This window comes from Pontibacter coccineus (assembly GCF_030546575.1).
Classification (GTDB): Bacteria; Bacteroidota; Bacteroidia; order Cytophagales; family Hymenobacteraceae; genus Pontibacter; species Pontibacter coccineus.
Map to the genome: position 1 here is coordinate 557480 of NZ_JAUOTN010000003.1, position 22792 is coordinate 580271.

General features: G+C 52.8%; 15 protein-coding genes. 2 read left to right on the forward strand and 13 right to left on the reverse strand.

Annotated elements, in window-relative coordinates:
* Nucleotides 1-111: 111 nt before the first annotated feature.
* The 10 genes from Q4E40_RS09550 to Q4E40_RS09595 form a co-directional block, all read right to left on the reverse strand.
* Nucleotides 112-3774: an AAA family ATPase gene (locus Q4E40_RS09550; RefSeq protein WP_303411743.1), complete on the reverse strand. Its 3663-nt coding sequence runs from the start codon at nt 3772-3774 to the stop codon at nt 112-114.
* Nucleotides 3775-3827: 53 nt separating this feature from the next.
* Nucleotides 3828-4469 carry a hypothetical protein gene (locus Q4E40_RS09555; RefSeq protein ID WP_303411745.1) on the reverse strand — a complete coding sequence of 214 codons (642 nt, stop codon included), beginning with the start codon at nt 4467-4469 and terminating at the stop codon, nt 3828-3830.
* A gap of 85 nt (nt 4470-4554) precedes the next feature.
* Nucleotides 4555-5781 carry an exonuclease SbcCD subunit D C-terminal domain-containing protein gene (locus Q4E40_RS09560; RefSeq protein ID WP_303411747.1) on the reverse strand — a complete coding sequence of 409 codons (1227 nt, stop codon included), beginning with the start codon at nt 5779-5781 and terminating at the stop codon, nt 4555-4557.
* A gap of 190 nt (nt 5782-5971) precedes the next feature.
* Nucleotides 5972-6394, reverse strand: coding sequence for a hypothetical protein (locus Q4E40_RS09565; protein ID WP_303411749.1), 423 nt, complete (start codon nt 6392-6394; stop codon nt 5972-5974).
* Between the two features lie 73 nt (nt 6395-6467).
* Complete coding sequence (locus Q4E40_RS09570) at nt 6468-6863, reverse strand: rhodanese-like domain-containing protein (RefSeq protein WP_303411751.1); 396 nt, start codon at nt 6861-6863, stop codon at nt 6468-6470.
* 112 nt (nt 6864-6975) lie between these two features.
* Nucleotides 6976-7293, reverse strand: coding sequence for an ArsR/SmtB family transcription factor (locus Q4E40_RS09575; RefSeq protein WP_303411753.1), 318 nt, complete (start codon nt 7291-7293; stop codon nt 6976-6978).
* A 253-nt stretch (nt 7294-7546) separates the two neighbouring features.
* Nucleotides 7547-9052: a catalase gene (locus tag Q4E40_RS09580; RefSeq protein ID WP_303411755.1), complete on the reverse strand. Its 1506-nt coding sequence runs from the start codon at nt 9050-9052 to the stop codon at nt 7547-7549.
* Between the two features lie 115 nt (nt 9053-9167).
* Nucleotides 9168-10118, reverse strand: a complete 951-nt coding sequence (locus Q4E40_RS09585) for a YeiH family protein (protein WP_303411757.1) — start codon at nt 10116-10118, stop codon at nt 9168-9170.
* Between the two features lie 460 nt (nt 10119-10578).
* On the reverse strand, nt 10579-11727 hold the full coding sequence (locus Q4E40_RS09590) for a BamA/TamA family outer membrane protein (protein ID WP_303411760.1): 1149 nt from the start codon (nt 11725-11727) through the stop codon (nt 10579-10581).
* A gap of 685 nt (nt 11728-12412) precedes the next feature.
* The gene (locus Q4E40_RS09595) at nt 12413-13546 is read right to left on the reverse strand and encodes a BamA/TamA family outer membrane protein (RefSeq protein WP_303411762.1); all 1134 of its coding nucleotides are present in this window, start codon (nt 13544-13546) and stop codon (nt 12413-12415) included.
* Between the two features lie 233 nt (nt 13547-13779).
* On the opposite strand from Q4E40_RS09595, the gene Q4E40_RS09600 reads away from it, so the two are divergent.
* Together Q4E40_RS09600 and Q4E40_RS09605 are read left to right on the forward strand one after the other, a co-directional pair.
* Nucleotides 13780-16806 carry an amidohydrolase family protein gene (locus Q4E40_RS09600; RefSeq protein WP_303411764.1) on the forward strand — a complete coding sequence of 1009 codons (3027 nt, stop codon included), beginning with the start codon at nt 13780-13782 and terminating at the stop codon, nt 16804-16806.
* Nucleotides 16807-16905: 99 nt separating this feature from the next.
* Entirely contained in the window at nt 16906-18237 is a 1332-nt protein-coding gene (locus tag Q4E40_RS09605; RefSeq protein ID WP_303411765.1) for an amidohydrolase family protein, read from the forward strand.
* Nucleotides 18238-19126: 889 nt separating this feature from the next.
* Here the strand turns inward: Q4E40_RS09605 and Q4E40_RS09610 are convergent.
* Genes Q4E40_RS09610 through Q4E40_RS09620 form a run of 3 tightly spaced genes read right to left on the reverse strand, consistent with a single transcriptional unit; the run spans nt 19127 to nt 22710 of the window.
* Nucleotides 19127-21232, reverse strand: coding sequence for a ComEC/Rec2 family competence protein (locus tag Q4E40_RS09610; protein WP_303411767.1), 2106 nt, complete (start codon nt 21230-21232; stop codon nt 19127-19129).
* The gene (locus tag Q4E40_RS09615; RefSeq protein WP_303411769.1) at nt 21232-21660 is read right to left on the reverse strand and encodes a GNAT family N-acetyltransferase; all 429 of its coding nucleotides are present in this window, start codon (nt 21658-21660) and stop codon (nt 21232-21234) included. The genes Q4E40_RS09610 and Q4E40_RS09615 overlap by 1 nt, the downstream gene beginning before the upstream one ends.
* 21 nt (nt 21661-21681) lie before the next feature.
* Nucleotides 21682-22710 carry a PhoH family protein gene (locus Q4E40_RS09620; RefSeq protein WP_303411771.1) on the reverse strand — a complete coding sequence of 343 codons (1029 nt, stop codon included), beginning with the start codon at nt 22708-22710 and terminating at the stop codon, nt 21682-21684.
* Nucleotides 22711-22792: the final 82 nt, after the last annotated feature.

Sequence of the window (22792 nt, forward strand, 5' to 3'; positions counted from 1 at the left end):
AGGCTCTTTGGAAAAATGCAATTTGCTAAAAGGCAAGGTGCCCTCACGCAGCACAAGAGGGTACAACTGCCGGATTCGGGCAGTTGTAGTCCTATGTTATGAAGTGGAAGTTTATGGGCCAGACCACGCCACGACGCGAACGGAGCTTAGGCCGCCCGGCTTTTTGGTCACCACGATCTGGGTGCTAATGCGCTCCTTTAATGCCTCCACGTGCGAGATGATACCGATCGTTTTGCCGGCCGCGTGCAGGTTGTCGAGCGTCGAAATGGCGGCTTCCAGCGTGTCGGCATCGAGGGTGCCAAAGCCTTCGTCGATGAAGAGCGAGTTGATCTGGGTGCGGCGACCGGCCAGGTCCGAAAGGCCCAGGGCCAGGGCCAGACTCACCAGAAAACTTTCGCCTCCGGATAGCGTGTTCATCGGGCGCACCGCCTCTGCCTGGTAGGTGTCGACGATCAGCAAGGCCAGGTCCTCGTCCGCTGACTTGAGGATACGGTAGCGGTCGTTTAGCTTGAGCAGGTGCCGGTTGGCCAGTTCCACGAGTCGGGCCAGGGTGAGACCCTGCGCAAAGCGACTGAACTTAGACCCGTCTGAAGACCCGATCAGGTCGGCCAGCTGGCTCCAGCGGTGGCATACCTGCTGCTGCGTTTTCAGCTGTTCGGCCAGTGCTTTGTTCTTCTCGCGCTGCTGGGCATCCTGATCCAACAATAATTGCTGGCGTGCCCGTTGCGAGATCAGCTCCCGCTGTAGTGCTGTTTTTTCTTGTAGCTGCTCCTGCAGCGTGGCTATACCTTCATCGGTCAGCTGTTTTTGCTGCAGCTGCGTCAGTTCCTGTTGCACATCGCTCAAACTTTTGCGGAGCTCGGTCAGGTGCTTTTCGGTCTGCGCTTTCTGGTTTGCCAGGCGGTCGGCTTCGTCGCGGTGGAGGAGCATCTGGCTCAGCACCTCGATGGTTTCAATGCCTTTCTGCTGCAGCACGTGGAGCAAGCCCTGGCGTAGCTCTTCCAGTACCGAGGTGTTCTGTTGGTGCTTCTGCTGGCACTCTGTCTGGCGGGCACGGGCTTCACGCAACTCCTGCTGTTTCTGCAGTTGGTTGCGACGGGCCTCTTCGGCATGCCGGGCCCTGGTGCTCAGTTCTTCATGGGCCGACTTGCGCTCCTGATCCGGGTCTTTGTCACCCAACAGGGTATAGCGTTCGGTCTTCAGCTGCGTCAGTTGCTCGTGCTCTTCGGTTAGTGCCTGCTTTCGCTCTTCCAGTTCTTTCTGCTTCTGGGCCAGGTTATCTTTCAGGTTCTTAACCAACTGCTGTAAAGCAATGTACGCTTCGCGCATCCCTTCCACCGCTTGCTGCTTTTGGGCATAGGAAGTGGCTTGCTGCTCTAACGTTTGCACCAAGCTGTGGCGCTCTTCAGCTTTGTAGCGCAACCCGAACGTAGCGGCAAAGGATTCGGCGGTTTCGGTATGCGCCTGCTGTTGCTCCAATTCGTCCGCCAAAGTCGCCTGTAGCTTCTGAAGCTGACTTTGCAGCATTTTGTCGGAGGCCTGCAACTGGTTAAAGGTCGACTGGGCCTGCACCTGTGCTTCGCGTAGTTGCTGCTGCTGCTGGTTTATACCTTCCAGTTCACGGCTCAGTGCCCGGGCCTGCGCCAGTTGATGCTGCAATACCGTGGCAGCTTCTTGCTGCTTATGCAACAAGAGCGCTAACTGGGCTACGTTGTCTATACCTGTTTCCTGTGGCAACCCTGCGGCCGCCTGCTTAAAGGTATGGCGGAGTCGCTGCAGTCCCGTTTCGGTTTCCGTTTTGGCAATCTGTTCCAGCTGCTGTTTTTGATCCAGGGAACTGCGTTGCACTTGTAGCTTTTGCAGGCCTTGCTCCAGCTCCTTCACCAGCGCCTGTTGCCTGTCGCGTTTCTGCACTTCTTCGGGCAGGTCGAAGGTATAGCCGCTCTCCGCAAAAGGGTGGTGGGTGGAGCCGCAAAGCGGGCAGGGCTCGTCCTGCGTCAGGGTATGGCGTGCCTCCTCGTACTGCTGGATCTGCTGTTGCAGTTGCACGAGTTTTTGAAGTGCCAGTAGGTGTTCGCTTGCCTGGCTATACCTGTTTTGGTTATCCTGAAGAGCGGTGTCGGTTTCTTCCAGCTGTTGCTTCAGCTGTGCCAGATTTTCATTCGTCAACTGAAGCTTTTGCTGTTGAGCAGCGTGTTGCTGTGCTACTTCATGCAGACGCTCATGGCGGGCGAGCAGGGCGGGCTGTGCCTGTGCCGCCTGCTCCAGTTCCTCCATGTTTTTATCGGCCAGTATACCTTGGAGGGCAGTAAGCTTTTCACTTTTTTGCTGCTGTAGTTGCTCCTGAAGTGTGTGCTGCTTTGCTTGTTGCTCTTGCAGGGTGGTTAACTGAGCTGCTTCTAAAGCTCGTTGCTGGGTCAGTTCCTGCTGCTCCTGCTGATGGCGCCGGATGCGCTGTTCGACCTCCTGCAGGTCGCGCAGCACGGCTTTGAATTCAGGCAGATGCTCTTTCAGATCCTGCAACTTTGCATTTTGCTCCAGCCAGTTTTTAATACCCGTTGCTTCCTGCGTCAGTTTTTCCAGTTCGGTTTGCCTGGTTTGCAGCTGCACCTGCTCCTGTTGCTGTTGTTGCTCAAAAGTGACGTAGGAGTTCTTATTTTTAGTGTAAGCATCACGAATGCTATTTAACTGATGGTCGAGCCGGACGGTCTGCGTCAGAATTGGGTCCAGCTTCTGGACAGCTTCCTCTTGCTGCTGAAATGCTTTGGTGGCCTCTATTGCAATTCTTCCGGCAGCTTCCAGCTCCGTCTCCAGCGTGGGCACTCGTTTTTGTAGGGTTTGCAGCTGCTCATGTGCTTCCACCACTTTGGAGTTGGCGCTTCGGATCTCGGCCAGTTCGCCTACAAACTGATGGGCCTGCTGGTGCTGGGCAAGTTTCACAAAGTCTGGCTGCAGTTGCTGTAGTTTCTGCTCTTGCACTGCGAGGGACTGCTCATGTTGCTGCCGACGTGTTTGCAACTGCGCTACCTGCTGCAGCCACTGCACCTTCGCCTGCAAGGCGGTCAGGTCTTGCTGAAGAGTTGCTTCCTGACTTGTTAGTTCCCGTATGCTGGTTTCGTAGGCTGCACGCTGCTCTTCGGGCAGTAGTTGTGTGTTCTGGAGCAGTTGCTCCAGGCTTTCGTATCTCAGTCGCTCCTGCTTGGCCTTTTCAAACGCAAACTTCGAGATGTCGGAATAAATGCCCGTATCGGTGATCTTCTCCAGCAAACTGCTGCGCTCGGTCGGGCTTGCCTTGAGAAAACGGGCAAAATCCCCCTGAGAGAGCATCACAGAACGCAGAAACTGGCTGTAGTCAAGACCACAGATCTCGGCCACCATGGCGGGCACTTCGCTGGGTTTCAGGTCCAGCAGTTCGTCTTTGTCGAAGTCGTACAATTCCATGTGTACGGGCTGTATCTTGCCATCGGCTTTCCCCCGGCTGCGGCGCAGGTGCCATTTCGAGCGGTATACCTTGCCGCCTGCCTCAAACTCCACCTCAGCGTAACACTCTGCCGTGTGGCGGGTCATCAGCTCCAGGGGGCGCTCGTTGTTATGCCGGTGCGCCATACCGTAAAGCCCTACCGTGATCGCATCCAGGATCGTGGTCTTGCCTGCTCCGGTCGGGCCGGTAATGGCAAACAGCCCCGCATCAGCCAGCGGGCTCTGGTCGAAACGGATCTCGTGCTCACCTTTCAGCGAGTTGAGGTTCAGGAAGCGGACGGCGAGGATTTTCATGGGGGTATAAGTAAAGTTCACAGCTCAGTTAGGATAGCACTAACTGTAAAAAATTAATGCTTCAGTGTCTTTATAGACCATCTTGTCCATATTATCATGAAGCGTATTGGATAGAGTATCGTGAATATGATGGAGATAAGTATTAGAAGGATTTTATGTTGAAGCAAATTTGAACCTAACATTATACTATCTTCAGAAATGAGTTCAGAGAAGTTTCTTATTTGTTGCTCAATTTTATTCTTCTTTTCAATGATTAAGATGTCATGATGAGTTAAAATATTCTCCTCTATCAATTCTTCAAACATATGACCATTGTAAAAGCCTTTTCCTTCTAATAATTCTTTAAACTGTGGGGTGAAATTATTGTCATAGGCATATATTAAACTATCCTTCTGAACTAAGGCTTCAAATCTTCCCCATAAACTGGCTACTGTGGGATAAGCACTATTTTTTAGGTCGAATTGTTGATCCATGTAAGAAAACAGCTTCTTCCTTAATAAGATTTTACTAAATGTAGCTTTAGGTATAGAATCTTTCTCCTCCTTCAAATTCAGGAGCATTAGCTGATTTTTTTCTATTCGACTTGTTAGATAGCCCTTGTAAGTATAATAACTTAAGACTAACAAGCTTACTAGAAGAAGGCTCCCGATAAAAATTAAGGATTCTCTAGCTATTGTTTTCTTTTCGATCATCATGTAAACCGGCAAGTAAATTTCTAGAATATCTATGTTTATAATTTAGGTGAGTACATCTGGATTGAATTGAATTTATGTTACTAAGTCAGGACTCCTCCTGCCGCATCAACTCCATCAACTCCGCGAAGGTATGGCGCAACTCCGTATGGTCGCTTTCCGGGAAGGCGCTTTCGCAGCGTTTCAGGAACACGTCTTGCTCGCTCAGGGTATGGAGGTCCACTTCCTCGCGCACTTCCTGCTCCAGGGTTTTTCGGCCGGTTTTGATGAGGGGCGGACGGTGGATCAGGAGTTGCAGCTCGTTGCTTTTCAGGCTCAGGATTTCATCTAATTGCTGGTTGAGATCAGGTATAGCGGCATAGAGCTCTACCTGCAGTTCGGCCCAGGCGGGCAAAGTATAGCTGCTGTTATCGTAGATCGCAATTTTCTGTTTTACTTCTTCGAGTTCACCCTTAAAGCGCACCAGTTTGCGGCAGACAGGTATAGCGATCTCTTTCAGGTCCGTGAGTTTTCCAGCCTCAAAGTCCAGCACATAGACTACTTTTTTGTCGGCCACTTCGCTGAAGCTGAGCGGAATAGGGGAGCCGGAGTAGCGGATGTGGTGCGTCTTGTTCACTTGCTGCGGACGGTGCAGATGACCGAGCGCTACGTAGTCGAACTCTTTTGGGAACTGATCGGCCCCGATCTGGCCGAGATTGCCGACATGTATTTCCTTTTCACTGTCGGAGGCCGAGCCGCCGGCAGCAAACAAATGGCCCATGGCCACCACCGGTATACCTTGCGCTTTGTAAGGCTGCACGTGTGGCACAAAGGCGGCGTAGTGGGCGGCTATACCTTGCTTGATGCGCTGCTCGCGCTCCTCGTAGCTTTCGCCAGGTATGGAAAGGCGTATGTCGCGGTCGCGCAGGAAAGGCACGGCGCAAACCACCAGCTCCAGTTCGCCGTTTTCGTCCCTTAGTTCGATTAGTTCGTCCAACAGGTCAGAAGTGGCGCCGCCTATCACTTTTATGTTAAAGCAGTCGAGCAGTTCTTTGGGTGCGTTGAGCGTGGAAACCGAATCGTGGTTGCCGCCCGTGATGATGATGTGGCGGCAGCAAGTGGCACATACCTTCGTCAGGAAATTATAATATTGTTTGAGGGCGGTGTTGGAGGGAGCGCCCGTGTCGAACACATCGCCGGCCATTAGCAGCACGTCAACTTTTTCGGCTTCAATGGTTTGCAGGAGCCAGTCCAGGAAATGCTGGTGTTCTTCGGTTCGTTCGAGGTTGACGAGTCGCTGGCCGAGGTGCCAGTCTGACGTGTGTAGTATGCGCATGTCCCTATTCCTTTCTCCTTTGCACCACAAGTTACATTAAGGCATAGCTATACTGCAAGTTTGTGATATAAATTTTTCCGGATCAGGTATAGCCGTTTTTCTATATAGAACCGGTTAGTTCGGGAATCAGAAAGGCGGCTAACAGGGGTTTGTGTCGCAGGCGGGCATCTTTGGGATCAGAGTTGTCGCTCTACTCGTTAATCCAGATCAGGGCGTCTTTCTGGTTGGAGAAGTTCTTGAACTGGAACCGGTTGATGCTTAGCGCCTCAGCGCGGGTAGCGACTGCCTCGAGGGACAACCTCGCGAAAAGGCTGCTTGGCAGTACTCTGGCCAGCTTCTCAAGTGGGGTTTGGGAAAGCAATTCGTAGAAATGTTTAGACATCCACTCCTTGGTAGGTGCGTCCAGCAAGATCAGACGTTCCGCATTGGCTACTGCTCTGGTGATGCCGGTGTCACGGAGGGTCTCGTATAATTTGGTACCGCCTATGACCATTTCTTCGTGTTTCACGCCCCGCAGCCACTCGGCCAGCAATAAATTATTTTCCCGGTCAATCTGTATCTTGTAGAAATCAGAGGAAAATATCGTTTGGTAAGAGGGGTACATCAACAGCATGTTATCAAATAAGTCATGTAAAGGTACGTGTAAATACTATGTGACGTTCATGCTGCTGTAATAATTGCCCCTACTATTCTTTTACCGGAAGACCGGCCGCTTTCAGGTTCTGGTACCCCCCGATATTATAGACATTTTTAAAACCGGCTTCTTCCATCAGTTTGGCCGCTTTTCCGCTGCGGTTGCCGCTGGCGCAATACAGGTAGTAGGTTTTGTCTTTGTCCCAATGCTGCATTTCTTTTTCAAACTCCCCGCTCAGGAAGTCGGCGTGCTGCGTCTTTTCGAGGTGTCCTGCCGCAAACTCAGTAGCAGTGCGCACATCAACCAGCATAATTTCTTTGTTGTCGATCTTTTCATGATGGGCTTTGTATTCGGTGGCAGATATGGTTTTCACTTTAGCATCGCCCTGCTGTGGGCTGCTGCAGCTCAGTAAGCCAGCTGCCAGTAAGTTTATCAGGAATAGTTTCATGGAGGTTGCGGTTTGACCTATGTTAAATAAACGTTTGCAAGAAGCTTTCAGTGCATCGGCTCCGTTGGGAGTTCAGTTTAAAAAGTAATGATATGAAAATAATTTCATTTTACTATGCTGTCTTCTGTACCGGTTTGCAGCCCTTAATGCAATCGATGATGTTGGAGATGCTGGAATCTGTCAGAAAATAAAACACATTTTTGCCCTGCCGACGGGTTTCCACCAGACCCTTGTCGCGCATGTTGGTGAGGTGATGGGAGAGGAGCGACTGCTCGATTTCCAGCACTTCCTGCAGCTGGCTCACGGTGAGCTGGTCCTGCTGCTCAAGTAAGTCAATGATGCTGATACGCACCGGGTGGGCCACGCATTTGAGTACATAGGCCGTTCGTTCCAGCTTCTTCTTGTCTACCCTTACTTTTAGGTCGTTCATGCGCGTGTTAATAATAGGTAATTGCAATACATGATCATTTATTCATGTATAAGTTTTAATACAATTCTCAGCGGCTTTAGGTTCCGGGAAAGTTGACAGTAGCACAGGCAGGTCGAAACGGGTCAGGTATAGCGAAACAAAGTGTTTGCAAGCCCGGCGAAGACCGTGGGGGGTATGGAGGGGACCAGGGTTCCTGAAACAGGAAAAGCCGGCACGGGGCCGGCTTTTCCATAGCACAAAATAGCGTGTCAACTTAGTGCGCTTGCACGCCGCCCGTGTGGGCGCTTACGTCAACGCCCAGGCCTTGCGCAACACCCAGTCCAAGACCGATGTCGGCGCGGAAGAAGTGACACAGCTGACGGTTTATAATCTCTGCCCGCTTCGGTCCGTCTATACCTTGCATGGCTCCCACGATATTGCTGATAGTGTTTTTCTTGTCCTCCGGCGTCATCAAACGGAACAGGTCACCCGGCTGGGTATAGTGGTCGTTCTCGCCCTCGGCGTTGCGGTCGTACCAGTCGGCCACTACGTTGGTGCCCAGGTTTTGCGCCGGCTCTTTGTAAGTTTCATCTGCCTTGATGTTGTCGAAAGAGTTCGGGAAATAGTTGGGGGTGCTGCCGCCGTTGCCGTCCACACGCATGGCGCCGTCGCGCTGGTAGTTGTTTACCGCAAACGGACAGCGGTTTACCGGAATCTGCTCGTAATTCGCTCCAATGCGGTAGCGCTGCGAGTCCGGGTAAGACAGGATGCGGCCCTGCAGCATGCGGTCAGGCGAGAAGCCGATGCCGTCCACGAGGTGCGCCGGAGCGAAAGCAGCCTGCTCCACGTGCGCGAAGTAATTGTCCGGAATCTCGTTCAACTCCAAAACGCCCACATCGATCAGCGGGTAGTCTTTCTGCGACCATACCTTGGTCAGGTCGAACGGGTTCCACTTGTAAGTTGCGGCTTCGGCCTCCGGCATAATCTGCACTTTCATGGCCCAGCGCGGGAAGTCGCCCCGGTCGATGGCCTCTACCAAATCGCGCTGCGCCTGGTCGGGGTCCATGCCCTTCATCAGAGTCGCTTCGGAGTCGGTGAAGTTCCGGATGCCCTGCAGCGTCTTGAAGTGGAATTTCACGAAGAAACGCTCGTTTTCTTTGTTGATGAAGGAGAAGGTATGGCTGCCGAAACCGTGCATGTGGCGGTAAGAAAACGGGGTGCCGCGGTCGCTCATCAGTATGACCACCTGGTGCAGACTCTCCGGGTTCAGGGACCAGAAGTCCCACATCATGGTGGCGCTCTTGGTATTGGTGCGCGGGTCGCGCTTTTGGGTATGGATGAAGTCCGGGAATTTTTTCGGATCCTTGATAAAGAACACCGGCGTGTTGTTGCCCACCAGGTCCCAATTACCTTCCTCGGTATAGAACTTCAGGGCGAAGCCACGTGGGTCGCGCTCCGAGTCGGCACTACCTTTTTCGCCGCCTACTGTCGAGAAGCGCAGAAAAACGCGGGTTTCTTTGCCGATCTCGCTGAACAGCCTGGCTTTTGTATATCGGGTGATGTCGTGGGTAACCGTGAAGGAGCCGTAAGCGCCGGTGCCTTTGGCGTGTACCACACGCTCTGGGGTGCGCTCACGGTTAAAGTGCGCCAGTTTTTCGTGCAGGATAAAGTCTTCGAGCAGAATCGGGCCACGTGGACCGGCGGTCATGCTGTTTTCGTGCTCGTAGTAAGGCTTACCGGAAGCGGTGGTTAATTTGGCAGGTTGATTTTCGCTGTTCATATCCAAGGGTTTTGAGGTTGCTGTGTTTGAATGCCTCAAAAGTATAGCCCCTAGCTATATAGATCAAATCAATTAAGTTTATGGTGTGATAGCTTTTGTCTATTATGTGCCAGGCTTAGCCTAATCCGTAGATAACGGCCAACGAAGTCACCGAAATAAAAAGCCAAAGAAGAAGGCCCTGCCAGAAAGGCTTTGGACTGATGGCTTTTAACGCGCTTAGGCTGATGTTAGCACCGATCAGGAAAAGGCTGAGCAGCAGTCCTTTTTTGGCCAGCATCACGAGGATGGGAGAAACAGCTTCCATGGCAGGTATAAACGTGCTAATGACCGAAGCCAGGACGAAAAGCAATATAAAGGTCGGGATGCTGAGTTTCTTTTCCCCGTCTTTGAACAGCAGGCTGGAGACCAGCACCAGGGGCACGATCCAAAGCGCCCGGGTCAGCTTGAGGGTGGTGGCGATCTGCAGGGCTTCGTCGCCGTAGCGCGTGGCGGCGCCTACCACCGAGCTGGTATCGTGTATGGCAATGGCTGCCCAGGTGCCAAACTGCTCCTGCGACAGGCCAAGTGCATTTCCGATGGGCGGGAAAACAAAAAGCGCCACCGCATTGAGTACGAAAACAATGCCGAGCGCTATAGAAATCTCCTGATCGTTGGCCTTGATGGCCGGTGCCACCGCTGCAATGGCGCTGCCTCCGCAGATGGCCGTGCCTGACGAGACAAGGTGCGTGAGGCGGGACGGGGTACCGAAAACCCTGCCAAGCAAGAGGCCAACCCCCATGGTGGTGGTCAGCGACACCAGGGTATAGACTGCCCCAACGAGCCCTGTTTCAGCCACCTGGTACAGGTCTATTCCGAAGCCCAGGCCTACCACTGCCGCCTGCAACAGGTATTTGGAGATTTTACCGGTATGCGCCTCAAACGGATTGCCCAATAGCAGCCCAACCACCAAACCTGCCCCCAAAGCCATCGCCGAATCGAGTAGTGATGTGAACAGGATCAGGAGTACAAAGGCAATGAAAATAGTTTTCTGGAGCAGGGGAGAAGGGAGCGGAAACAGCTTGGGCATGCTTTAGGAGCGAATAGGCTTGTTGCAGACAAATTTACGCTACTTTCTACTTAATGTAGGCAAATTTTGTCGCAATTAGACGGAATCCCATTCTGTATAGCCTCAGCATAGGTATGATCAGGCGAACTGGAGGCAGAGATCAAAGCGCCAGCCCGCTGCCGAAAACAGCTTTGTAATTTATAACCACAAGAAAAATGGTAATAGGGGAGGCAGTTAGGAACCAGTACATGATGATGAGGGCTTGTTGCCTGACTAAGGGCCATTTATAGATGGTTAAGCCAATGATAGCAAGCAAAGTGAGAATTGTAACGAAAAAGCAATGAAGTATAATGCCGAAATTGTCGTCATACGCATGGAACTGGGCGCTGTATAGTCCATGCCAGATATAGGGTATTTCTATAAACAGGAAAACAGGCAATATGTACTTTGTCAATTTCATTTCAAGGCACTACTTCATCTATTAAAACGCTTCTCCGATCATCACATAAAAATTCACGCCTTCACGCCCATACCCAATGTCAGCCCGGATGTTCAGTTTTTGCTCCGGGTTCAGGGCATAGCGCAATCCCGAGCCGATGGAATATTTCAAAGTGGAGAAGCTCACATCCCTTGGTTCGTCGAACACATCGCCCACACCGGCAAAAGCCGCCATGCCGAAGCGCCAGAACAGCGGGAAACGGTACTCCAGCTGCGTTCCGGCAAAGTTGTCTTCCAGGAAGCGGTTTTTGGCGTAGCCTCTCAGGATGCGGTCGCCTCCGGCCATGGCCATGCGCATGACGGGTATGTCGCCGCTATTGAGGTTAAAACTGGTGTTATGTGCCAGGATATGGTTCGGCTTCAGCTGGAAATATTTGCGGAAATCGAGGTTTAAGTTGTTGTAGCCAAAATCTCCCCCAAGTGTGCTGCCAAAGCGGTAGCCCGACATCTCGAGGTAAGTTCCGTTGCTGGCAAAAGCCACGTTATCACGACTGTCGAGCAGAAAGACAAGCCCCAGGCCGCTGTTCAACCCACCCTTGTAGCCTGGAATTTGCTGGGAGAGCAGCTGGCTCTCCCGATCTTCGTTGATCGGGTTAAGTTGCAGGTCGTAGTAGTTTGCGATCTGGAAGTCCGGCCCCAGGAAGGTGCGTGTGCCCACTTTTTTCAAGGCAGCCAGGCGTGCGCTCACATAGTCGTATTCATAAATCTCTTCGTCCGATAGCGGCGTGTCGTTGCCGATGCCATAGAAGCGGTCCGTGTATACCCGGTGGCGCAACTCGCCACGCAGCAGGAATTTTTCATCGCGCGTGAAAATGGCCCAGTCCAAGAGTTGGTCGGTTTGCTTGCGCAAGGTATAGTCGACTATCAGGCGCGCGGTGGAGAGACGGGTATAGCCTTCGTTCTCGCTGTTTTTCAGTTTGAAGAACCCCAGCAAGGCCGCCCCAAACCCGAGTTTCGTGTCGGGGGTATAGTAGAGCACCGGGATAGGTATAAGGCCTCGCGTTTTCTCCGCTTTAGGTGGGGTGGTATCAGGTATAGCATCGGCCTGTTGATCCTGCGCGAGAACACGGTTAGTCGTGCCCAACAGCAAACAGAGCCCCAGCAAGCAGCTGGCAAGTGCATGTGGTTTCATAAAGCTGATAAGGTATAGGGTGAGGGGCAGGTTCTGTGTTGTAACAGCTGTAAAGCAGGACTTTGCCAGTAGAAATGTAGGGAAGTTTCAGGGAAATCTGCTAATGAAAAGGTGGTTTTTTTCGTCTGGCTGGCGGGGGTGGATTGCTTTGTAGTTACTGGCTGTTGCAGGTATAGCAACCTGTGTTGTTTTATAGCTTGCCCTGGCCGGGCGGGCCTTACTTTTTGTCTTGACACAAAAAGTAAGCAAAAAAGTCAAGACGCTTTTAAACTCGCTGACCGCTCAAACACAAAATCGTCGATTATGCACCGGGCAGATGCTGTTTGTTCCATAGCTTCCGGGGCTAGTTAGCCTTGCTATACCTGTCAGTGGTCTGTGACACTCGCAATAAGACTTATACTTGACACTGACAATGGCCAAAAGGTCCCCCTTTGAAGGGGGTAGGGGGATGTTAATCGTTCCCTGATCTTCCTCTTAAGATGGGCAGGGGCATGTCAATCATGCACCGCTCCTTCCCCTGTTGTTAGGGGAAGGCCGGGATGGGGTGATTAACTACAACGCCTGTACCTTAAATTGGCAGTAGCAGAAGTTCTCCCCTCTAGGACCAGGAGCCCTCCATGAAGGGAAGAGCAGATCAATTATGCTTGAGAATCCTGAGAATCTTTTAATCCTGTAAATCCTGCTCCTAGAACGCTTCCCCGATCATCAGATAGATATTAATCCCTTCCCGTCCATACCCTACATCCAGCCTGGAGTTGAGCTTCTGATCGGGACGAATGGCGTAGCGTAGGCCGGCTCCTACGGAGTATTTCACAGTCGAGAGGCTGATGTCGGAGGGCTTGTCGAACACGTCACCTATACCTGCGAAGGCCGCCCCGCCCAGGCGCCAGAACAGCGGAAAACGGTATTCTGCCTGTGTGCCTGCGAAGTGATCGTCGTGGAAGCGGTTGCGGGCGTAGCCGCGCAGGATCTTGTCCCCCCCGGCGGTGGCCAGGCGCTGTACCGGTACATCCCCTTTGTTAAGGCGGAGCATGGTGTTGGTGGCCAGCACGCGGTCATTGCCCAGGCCGTAGTAGCGGTTAAATTCAAAGTTGATGTTGTTATACCGGAAGTCGCTGCCGAATGTCTTGCCGAAATGATAACCCGATAGCTCCAAGTAAAAGCCTTTGCTCGGGTAGGAGGTGCTGTTGCGGTGATCGATCAGGAAAACGGCGCCGAGGCCCACATTACGGCCCTTTTTGTAACCCGGTATCTGTTGCGAAAGCAGCTGACTTCCCTCTTCCAGCTTCACGTCGTAATACTCGGTGAACTGCAGGTCCGGGCCTAAAAAACTACGGAACCCCACATGTTTGAGTACCGCTATTTTGGCGCTGATCATGTCGTAGTCATACAGCTCGCGGTCCTCTTTGCGAGTGTCGTTGCCGATGCCGTAGAAGCGGTCGGTATAGATGCGGTGGCGCAGCTCGCCGCGCAGCATCAGGCGTTCCTCACGCGTAAAAATGTTCCAGCTCAGCCATTGGTCCGTTTGCTTGTTCAGGGTGTAGTCTACCACCAGGCGTGCCAGCGAGAGGCGGGTATAGGTGGTGTCGGTGTAGCTGCGCAGGCGGAAGTAACCCAACAGGGAAGCACCGAAGCCAAACTTGGTATCGGGGGTATAGTAAATGACGGGAGCAGGTATAAGGCCCTTTACGCTGCGCATGTCCGGCTTGGGCGGATCAACTGTTTTGTTCTCCACCGTCTGCTCCTGGGCCAGTAAAGGAGATGATTTCAGAAGGAAAAGTGCCAGAAGCAGAGAGGTGAGGTATAGGTATAGGCGCATGCAAACATTGTTTCTACAAGGGTTCTCAAAATATCAGAAGTACATACGTAATGCAGCGTTTCTGGTCTATACCGGGGTACTGTACCTGTAGATTATGGACGTTTCTATATTAGATAAAGTATATGGAGGCTGATCCTGAATATTTTATGAAGTTTTACAAGGAATTTTAAAGTGAAGATGTCTATATTGTGTGTTTAAACCTAAACTAACCTCTACTTCACCTTCACAGAACAATGAGAAAAATCTTAACCATTGCAGCCTGCCTGGCACTGGGAGCAGCAGGTAGTGCGATGGCGCAGGAGACCTTTCCGCGCAATGGCGTGTATGACGAGCGCACCGGGCTGGTAGCGCTTACCAACGCCACCATCCACACCGATTACAAAACCAAAATCGAAAACGCGACCCTCCTGATCCGCAATGGCAAGGTAGAAGCTGTGGGTACCAAAGTACAGGTGCCGGTTGGCGCCGTAGTAGTCGATGCCAAAGGCAAGCACATTTACCCGGGACTGGTGGATATGTTCACCAGCTATGGCCTGCCAGAGGTAAAGGCAGAGCGCCGCAGCTGGACCGCACCACCGCAGGAAGAATCCACGAAGCAGGGCGCCTACAACTGGAACCAGGCCATCCGCCCGGAAACCAATGCCGTGGAGCTCTTTAAAGTAGACAAGAAGCAGGCCGAGGAACTGCGCAAGCTGGGCTTCGGTACGGTGCTGGCGGTGCACCGCGACGGCATTGCCCGTGGTACGGCCACGCTGGTAACACTGGCTGACAAGCGCGAAAACGAGGTGATCCTGCTCGACAAGGCAGCTGCTGCACTGTCGTTCGAAAAGGGATCTTCGCCGCAGGATTACCCCAACTCCCTGATGGGTTCTATTGCCCTGTTGCGCCAGACTTACCTGGATGCGCAGTGGAACAACATGAACCCGGGCCGAGAGCAGAACATTTCATTGGCTGCTTTCACCGGCGCCAACAACTACCCGCAAATATTCGAGGCCAACAGCAAACTGAACATGCTGCGTGCCGACAAGGTAGGCGATGAGTTCAAAAAACAATACATCATCAAAGGTGGCGGCGATGAGTACCAGATGATCAAAGAGATCAAGGCGACCAATGCCCCGGTTATCGTTCCGTTGAATTTCCCGGAGGCTTTCAACGTGGAGGATCCGTATGATGCCCGCCGTGTGCCGCTTGACGCCATGAAGCACTGGGAAATGGCTCCGGCTAACCCGGCCGCGCTGCAGAAGGCAGGTATACCGTTCGCCTTCACCACAGCCGACCTCAAAGACAAAAAAGACTTCCTGCCCAACCTGCGCAAAGCCATTGAGTATGGTCTGTCAGAAGAAGAAGCCCTGAAAGCGCTAACCGCTACACCGGCGCAGCTTTTAAAGGCCGACAAGCACATAGGTAGCCTCGACAAAGGCAAACTGGCCAACTTCATCATCACAAGCGGCAGCCTGTTTGCCGAGGACAATGTGATCCTGGAGAACTGGGTGCAGGGCAACCAATACAAGATCACCGAAGTGCCAGCCGATTACCGTGGCGTGTATACCTTAAAGATAGGGCAGCAGCCGGAGCGCAAGCTGCAGATTGCCGGTACGCCTGAGAAGCCGGAGCTGAAAGTGATCGGTCAGGACACCGTGACAGGCAAAATCTCTGTGAGCGGCAACCTGGTGACGCTGTCGTTCAACAAAGACAAGAAAAGCAAAGAAGCCATCCGTTTGAGCGGCTGGTACGCGGATAAGAACCTGCAGGGCGAGGGCCAGTTGCCGGACGCCACGCTGGTGAAGTGGTCGGCTAAGTTCTCCGAAGCCATGACCGAGAAAGCCAAGAAAGACGCCGCTAAAGAAAAGCAGGCGATTGAACTGGGCAACATGATCTATCCATTCCAGGCCTTCGGTCAGGCTGAGCTGCCCAAGCAGGAAACGGTACTGATCAAGAATGCCACGGTATGGACGAACGAGAAAGAAGGTGTGCTGCAGAATGCGGACGTACTGTTGAAAAACGGTAAGATCGCGAAAGTAGGCAAGAACCTGAGCGAGTCGGGCGCCCGCGTGATTGACGGCACAGGCAAGCACGTAACAGCTGGTATCATCGATGAGCACTCGCACATTGCGCTGCAAGGCGTGAACGAAGGCACACAGGCTGTAACCGCCGAAGTGCGCATGATGGATGTGATAAATCACGAAGACCCGAACATCTACCGTCAGTTGGCTGGTGGCGTAACTACCTCGCAATTGCTGCACGGTTCTGCCAACCCGATCGGTGGTCAGTCCGCTATCATCAAGCTTCGCTGGGGCAAGAGTCCGGACGAGCTGTTTGTGGAGAATGCCGATGGCTTCATCAAATTCGCACTGGGTGAGAACGTGAAGCACTCCAACCGCGCTCCTGCACACAACGTGCGCTTCCCGCAGACCCGTATGGGGGTGGAGCAGGTATACGTAGACGCTTTCCAGCGCGCCAAAGAGTACGAGCAGACCTGGAAGAACTACAACAAGCTATCGAAGAAGCAGAAGGCCGCTGCCGGCGAGCCGCGCCGCGACATCGAGCTGGAGACGCTGGTGGAGATTCTGAACGGCAAGCGCCACATCACCTGCCACTCGTACGTGCAGTCTGAGATCAACATGATGATCAAAGTGGCCGATCAGATGGGCTTTAAAGTAAACACCTTCACCCACATTTTGGAAGGTTATAAAGTAGCCGACAAAATGCGCGACCACGGAGCCGGCGGCTCTACCTTCGCTGACTGGTGGGCTTACAAAATGGAGGTGAAAGACGCTATCCCGCAGAACGCCGGTATCATGCACCAACTGGGCGTGACCACGGCCATCAACTCCGACGACGCCGAGATGGCCCGTCGTCTGAACCAGGAAGCTGCCAAGAGCGTGAAGTACGCCGGTGTAAGCGAAGAGGACGCCCTGAAAATGGTGACCTTGAACCCTGCCAAACTCATGCACCTGGACGACCGCATGGGCAGCATCAAAGTGGGCAAAGACGCCGATGTGGTGCTGTGGAACAACCACCCGCTCTCGATCTACGCCCGTGCTGAGAAAACCTTTGTGGACGGCATCGCCTACTACGACCTGGCGCGTGACACGCAACTGCGCACCGAGTTGGAGAAAGAGCGCATGCGCCTGGTGCAGAAGATGCTGCAGGCCAAAACTACTGGTGCCAGAACACAGGGCCCGCCGATGCGCCGCGCTTCTGTAGTGCACTGCGAGGACGTAGAGCACCACGCGGAAGAGGACTACATGGCTTACTAAATTGTTAAATTGTTAAATGGCTAAATTGCTGTTTGGGGATTGTGAAAATCGCACTGCGGACCAACAATTTAACAAGGCAGCAATCTAACAATCAAAAAGATGAAAATTCACAAAAGATATATTTCGGCTTTCGTGGCGCTTATGCTGAGTGTGCCTGCGGTTGCGCAGGTGCCGGTGCCAGCCGCGAAGCAAAGTAAGCCGATACTGCTCTCAGGTGCCACCCTGCACGTGGGCAACGGCAAAGTGGTAGAAAACGCCGCCGTTGGTTTCGACAATGGAAAGATCACGTACGCAGGTCCGATGAGCGGGGCCAACCGCAACGGGCACGAGGTGATCGACGTGGCCGGGCAGCACATCTATCCGGGCCTGATTCAGCCGAACTCCCAGCTGGGTCTGAACGAAATTGAGAGTGTGCGTGCCACCCTGGACATGCGCGAAGTGGGGCAGTTCAACCCGAACGTGCGTGCCGTGGTAGCCTACAACACTGACTCCGATATCGCTCCAACCATCCGGGCCAACGGCGTTTTGATGACGCAGGTAACGCCGGTGGGCGGTACCATTTCCGGCTCGTCGTCGGTAGTGCAGCTGGACGCCTGGAACTGGGAAGATGCCATTGTGAAAGCTGACGTAGGGATACACCTGAGCTGGCCGAACATGATCATCAACACAGGTATGGCACCTAATCCGCGTATGGCCAGTATGGGCCAGGATCGCGAGCAGGCCATCGCCGAACTGAGTCAGTTGCTACGCGATGCGTCTGTGTTCAAGCAGGCCAAAAATGAAAGAGAGAATCTGAAGCTCTCATCGCTGACGGGTTTGTTCGATGGTTCCAAGAAGCTATACCTGCACGCCAACTATGGCAAGGAGATCATCGAAGGGGTGAATTTCGTGAAGCAGCACGGTGTGAAGGATATCGTGGTCGTAGGTGCCCGTGACGCGGTGGCCGTAGCCGATTTCCTGAAAGCCAACAACATCGCGGTGATCTACTCCGGTGTGCACGCCCTGCCTTCCCGCTCTGACGAGGATGTGGACATGCCCTACAAAACGCCCTACCTGTTGCAGCAGGCCGGTATCCCTTTCGCCCTGGACTATGATCTGAGCACGCACGGTATCCGTAACCTGCCGTTCATAGCCGGTACAGCCGTAGCCCACGGTTTGGATAAAGAGCAGGCACTATCAGCGATTACGCTGAATACGGCTAAGATCCTAGGTGTTGACAAAGAGGTAGGATCCGTAGAAGTTGGCAAGGACGCGACCATCGTCGTTTCTGCCGGCGATATCCTCGACATGCGCACCAATAATGTGACGCACGCCTTCATCCAGGGCCGCAAGATCGACCTGAACGACAAGCAGAAATACCTGTACGAGAAGTTTAATGGCAAGTACAAGACCGAGCAGCCTGCCACCACAGGTCCGAAAGCTCAGAAATAAGATATTTTACTCTCTCACCTTAAACTAAAAAGCGCTGCCCTGTTGGGGCAGCGCTTTTTGTTTTTTGTTGCTTTCGCATTTGCTATGTTAGCGACTGTTCTGCTGGCGCGAGCGTCCTCGCTCGTGTCTACTATGGTGGGGCCTCTGGCCTAGGTATAGGTATAGGAGCTTTGTAGCTAACGCCGTTTGTAGGTATAGCTTCCTTATTTGTTTTATAGCTTCGCCTGTGCGGCGGGCACTCACTTTTTGTCTTGACACAAAAAGTAAGCAAAAAAGTCAAGACCCTCCAAACTCGCTGAACGCTCGAACAGTGGAGTGTCGTAAAATGCACCTGGCTCAGGATACTTGCTTTGTAGCATCCGGGGCAAGTTAGTCTTGCTATACTTGCCAGTGGACTGTGACAGGTGCCACGAAGCTTATACCTGTAACATAGTAATTACAGATTCCCCTCCTTGGATAAGGAGGGGCAGGGGTGGTTGGACCCGGTATAGCAAGAGAATTACAGACATCACAAAGCTTACACCTTAAAATGGCAGTGTCAATAATTCCCCTCTTGAGAGTGGCAGGGGGCAAAGGTGTCGACTTAAGGCCTTTTTTGTCATTTCGACCCTTGGGAGAAATCTGAATTAGCGCATAACCTTTGAAAGGATCCAGATCTCTCCTATCGTCGAGATGACAGCTGGAGTTGATAATTGCTTAAGTTAATGGCTTTGGGAGTAGGGGATGGGTATAATCAGTGAGAATACTAAACTGCAGAAGCAACAAAGCTATACCTGTAAATTGATAACGGCCAAAAGTCCCCCTTGGGGGTAGGGGCCCTCGATAAAGAAGGGGGCAGGGGGATGACATTTATGCATCTGAATCCTGAAAATCCTGATCCAGACATCCCCTACAAATCCACAACCAGTGCCCCTTTTTCCGTCACATCATAAAACGCTATACCTGCCTCTACTAATTGGGGCTTTAAACGCTGCAGGTACCAAGGCGCATTAGACGCATCGAGCACCAACTGTTTGAAGCGGAAAGGCTGTAGCTCCTCGGGTCTTACCCGCACGTTCTGGGTGAGCAGCAGGTAGTCGACTTCAAAACCTTGCCTTGGCTGTACTTTAATCGGTTTCGAAACGACGAGCAGGCGTTTGCCCTGCCATACAAGCAGGCTGTTGCTGTCTGGCAAGATCGTGTGGTTTATACCTGGAATCGCTGCATCGGTAAAGGTATAAGCTGCAGCCTGCGGTACACCTTTATGCCAGAGGTAGGGCTGTATGTTAAAAGTGAAGTTCTGAGGAGCCAGCGGTTGGCTGCTGACCACCATTGCCTGCTGGCCCTGTAGGAAGCTGAATGCAGTGGCGTTGCGCATGTTGTAGACCACCAGACTACGCTGGTACCGCTGTGAATCTATTTCCAAGATTTCCTGCACCGCCAGCACGGCCACCACCACGGTAGCTAAAGCAAAGTAGCGGAGCTGCTTGTAGGCGAAAAACAAAATCAGGAAGAGCATCAGGGTGTAAAGGAGCCAGGCCTGCGCATAGCTAATGTCGATGCCATTGATCAGGGCCTGCGGGAGCTGGTGTACCCGAATGGTGAATTCGTTCATGAACCAGATGGACCAGAAATGGGATTGGAACGCCAGGTACGACAGAAAAGGCACCCACGAGAAGGCCAGCGCCGCTACACCGGTATACAGCGCCAGCGTAGAAAGCGGCACGACTACTAAATTAGCCAGCCAGAAGTAGACCGGGAACTGGTGAAAGTAGAGCAAACCCAGTGGAAACGTGATTAGCTGCGCGGCCACTGAAATTGTGAACAAGGCCCATACCTTATCCAGCAGCCGGTTATCAATCGTCACGATCTTGTAAAGCAAAGGCTGTAGGTATACGATACCGAGAACAGCCAGGAAAGACAGTTGAAACCCAACGTCCAGCAGGTAGTAGGGGTCGTAGAGCAGCAGGAAAAAGGCCGCTATACCTAGCGTGTTGTAGATGTTAGGCCGACGACTGAAGGTGCGCGCTACCGTTACCAAACTGAACATAACCACCGCCCGGAGTACCGAAGGGGAGAGGCCCGTCATAAAGGCATACATCCAAAGAAAAGCGATCAGGAAAGCTGCTACGGCAATTTTTTGGTGGCGCGTGCGGTTCACATAGACCAGGAACAACATCAGCACACCATAGATCAGGCCCACGTGCAGCCCTGATACGGCCAGCACATGCGTGGTGCCAGTGTTGTTGTATACCTGTAGAATCTCATTGTCCAGCTCGTCCTTTACACCCAGCAACAGCGCCGATGAGATGCCGTACTCGCGGCGCTCCTCCATGGATTCCCGAAGCAATGCATCCAGTTTTCGACGAAGTTGAATGCTGTAGTGTAAGACCGGATTGGGCGGATCGGAGCCTAAAAACTGGTATTGCTGCGGCTGCAGGAAATGGCGGTGGTATACCTGTTTGTTGGCTAGGTACTGACGGTAGTCGAACTGGTTGGGGTTGGCGGGCGGGGCTACAGGCAGCGGCGCGCCTTTTATCAGTAGCCGGTCGCCGTAGCTTACTTCATATTCCCGGTTGGAGTCGTGGGGAACGGAGAGCTGCACCCGGCCTTCAGCGGGCTGCCACTGCCCGTTTACCTGTACCTGCTCCACTTGCAGCACCGTATTCTGGTAGCCGGGTTTCTGCACTACATAATCATCCACCACACCGACATAATAAGCGGGCGTAGTGGCAAGCTTGTTCAGGTGGCCAGTATAATGCGCCTCGGTGTGTAGGTGCGTGACCCATATACCGCCGGCCGCAATACACAGAAGCCCGGCTATACCTGCCAGCGTGTTGGCATCGGCTGACTTCAAGCGGCGTGAGACAAGGTATAGCACCAGGTATAGGGCAACAAAAAAGGCAAAGAGCTCAAGGCTATACCTGAACTCTTTGCCTGTGTACAGGTACACGAGTATACCTGCTATAAAGCTAAGGGCAATGCGGACAAACGGGTAGGGAGCCCACCGTTTCATCAGCCCTTATACACCATTTTGTAGTGCTGTATGTCGCACTCGGTGAACATATCGCCTTCGGCTTCAAAGCCGTGGCGCTTGTAGAAGTTAACGGCCGGCAACTGGGCATTCAGGTATACCTTGCTGTCGGCATGGTCAGCCTGCACATCCTGCAGCACGGCCTGCAACAGCGCGGCACCCACCTGCCGGTTACGGTAGCTGGCCAGCACGGCAAAGCGCTCCAGCTTTATACCTAGCTCCGTCTGGCGCCAGCGTGCGGCCCCGCAAGGTACACCCTCGCAGGTGGCCAGGTAGTGGCGGGCCGTCGACTCAAACTGGTCACGTTCGGCCTCGCGGGGAACCTGCTGCTCTTCTACAAAAACCTGTTCACGTATGTTGAACGCGGCAGACCTATCCTGCTCGCGTTCAGCACGTATCACTTCAATCATCTTATGTTATCCGATCAGCTGCTATACCTTTCTTTTGCGACCGTTCACCGCTACTGGTGTGCCTTCCTCAGCGGCTTCAGCCTCAAGTCTGGCAGCCAGGCGCTCGTCGTCGGCTTTGGTGTAGGCATCCACGATATCGCGCACCAGGCGGTGACGCATTACGTCCTCCGGCTGCATCTCAATGAAACCAATGCCTTTCACGTCGCGCAAGGTATGGAGGGCATCCATCAGGCCGGAGCGCTGGTGGCGCGGCAAGTCAATCTGCGAGCGGTCACCGTTGATCATCACCTTCGAGGTAGGGCCCATACGGGTCAGGAACATCTTGATCTGCGCCGGCGTGGTGTTCTGCGCCTCGTCCAGCAACACAAAGGCGTTGCTCAGGGTACGGCCACGCATATAGGCCAGCGGAGCGATCTCGATGATCTTGTTTTCCTGGTAGTATTTGAGCTTTTCCATCGGGATCATGTCCTCCAGGGCGTCATAGATCGGGCGCAGATACGGATCCACCTTCTCCTTCATGTCGCCGGGCAGGAAACCGAGGTTCTCGCCGGCTTCCACCACAGGGCGGGAAATGATGATCTTGCGAACCTCCTTGTTCTTGAGCGCGCGCACGGCCATGGCCACCGAAATATAGGTCTTACCGGTACCGGCAGGCCCCAGTGCAAACACCAGGTCATGAGTCTCTACCAGGTCCACCAGTTTTTTCTGGTTTGGCGTCTTGGCTTTGATGATGCCGCCCTTGCTGCCGTACACGATCACGTCCGGCGAAGTCACGATCACTTCCTCATCCGTAAAAGGATCAGAAGAAAGGTATCTATTTACGCTGTTATGCGTAATCTTTCCGAACTTGTGATAGTGATCGATCAGTGAAGAAAGGATCTCGTGAATTTTGGTTATCTCAGGCGTTTGCCCCTGAATTTTGATTTCGTTGCCTCTGGATATGATCTTGCTGCTCGGGAATGCGGCTGCAAGCTGCTTGATATTCTGATTCTCTGTCCCCAGAAAATCGATAAGAGAGATGTTCTCTAAAGTTATTACTTTCTCTACCAAATGTTTAAGCTTATATAGTACGTTGGTAATATATTCTGTAAATTAGCTAAAATTGTTACACAATGATGACAAATCTACACAA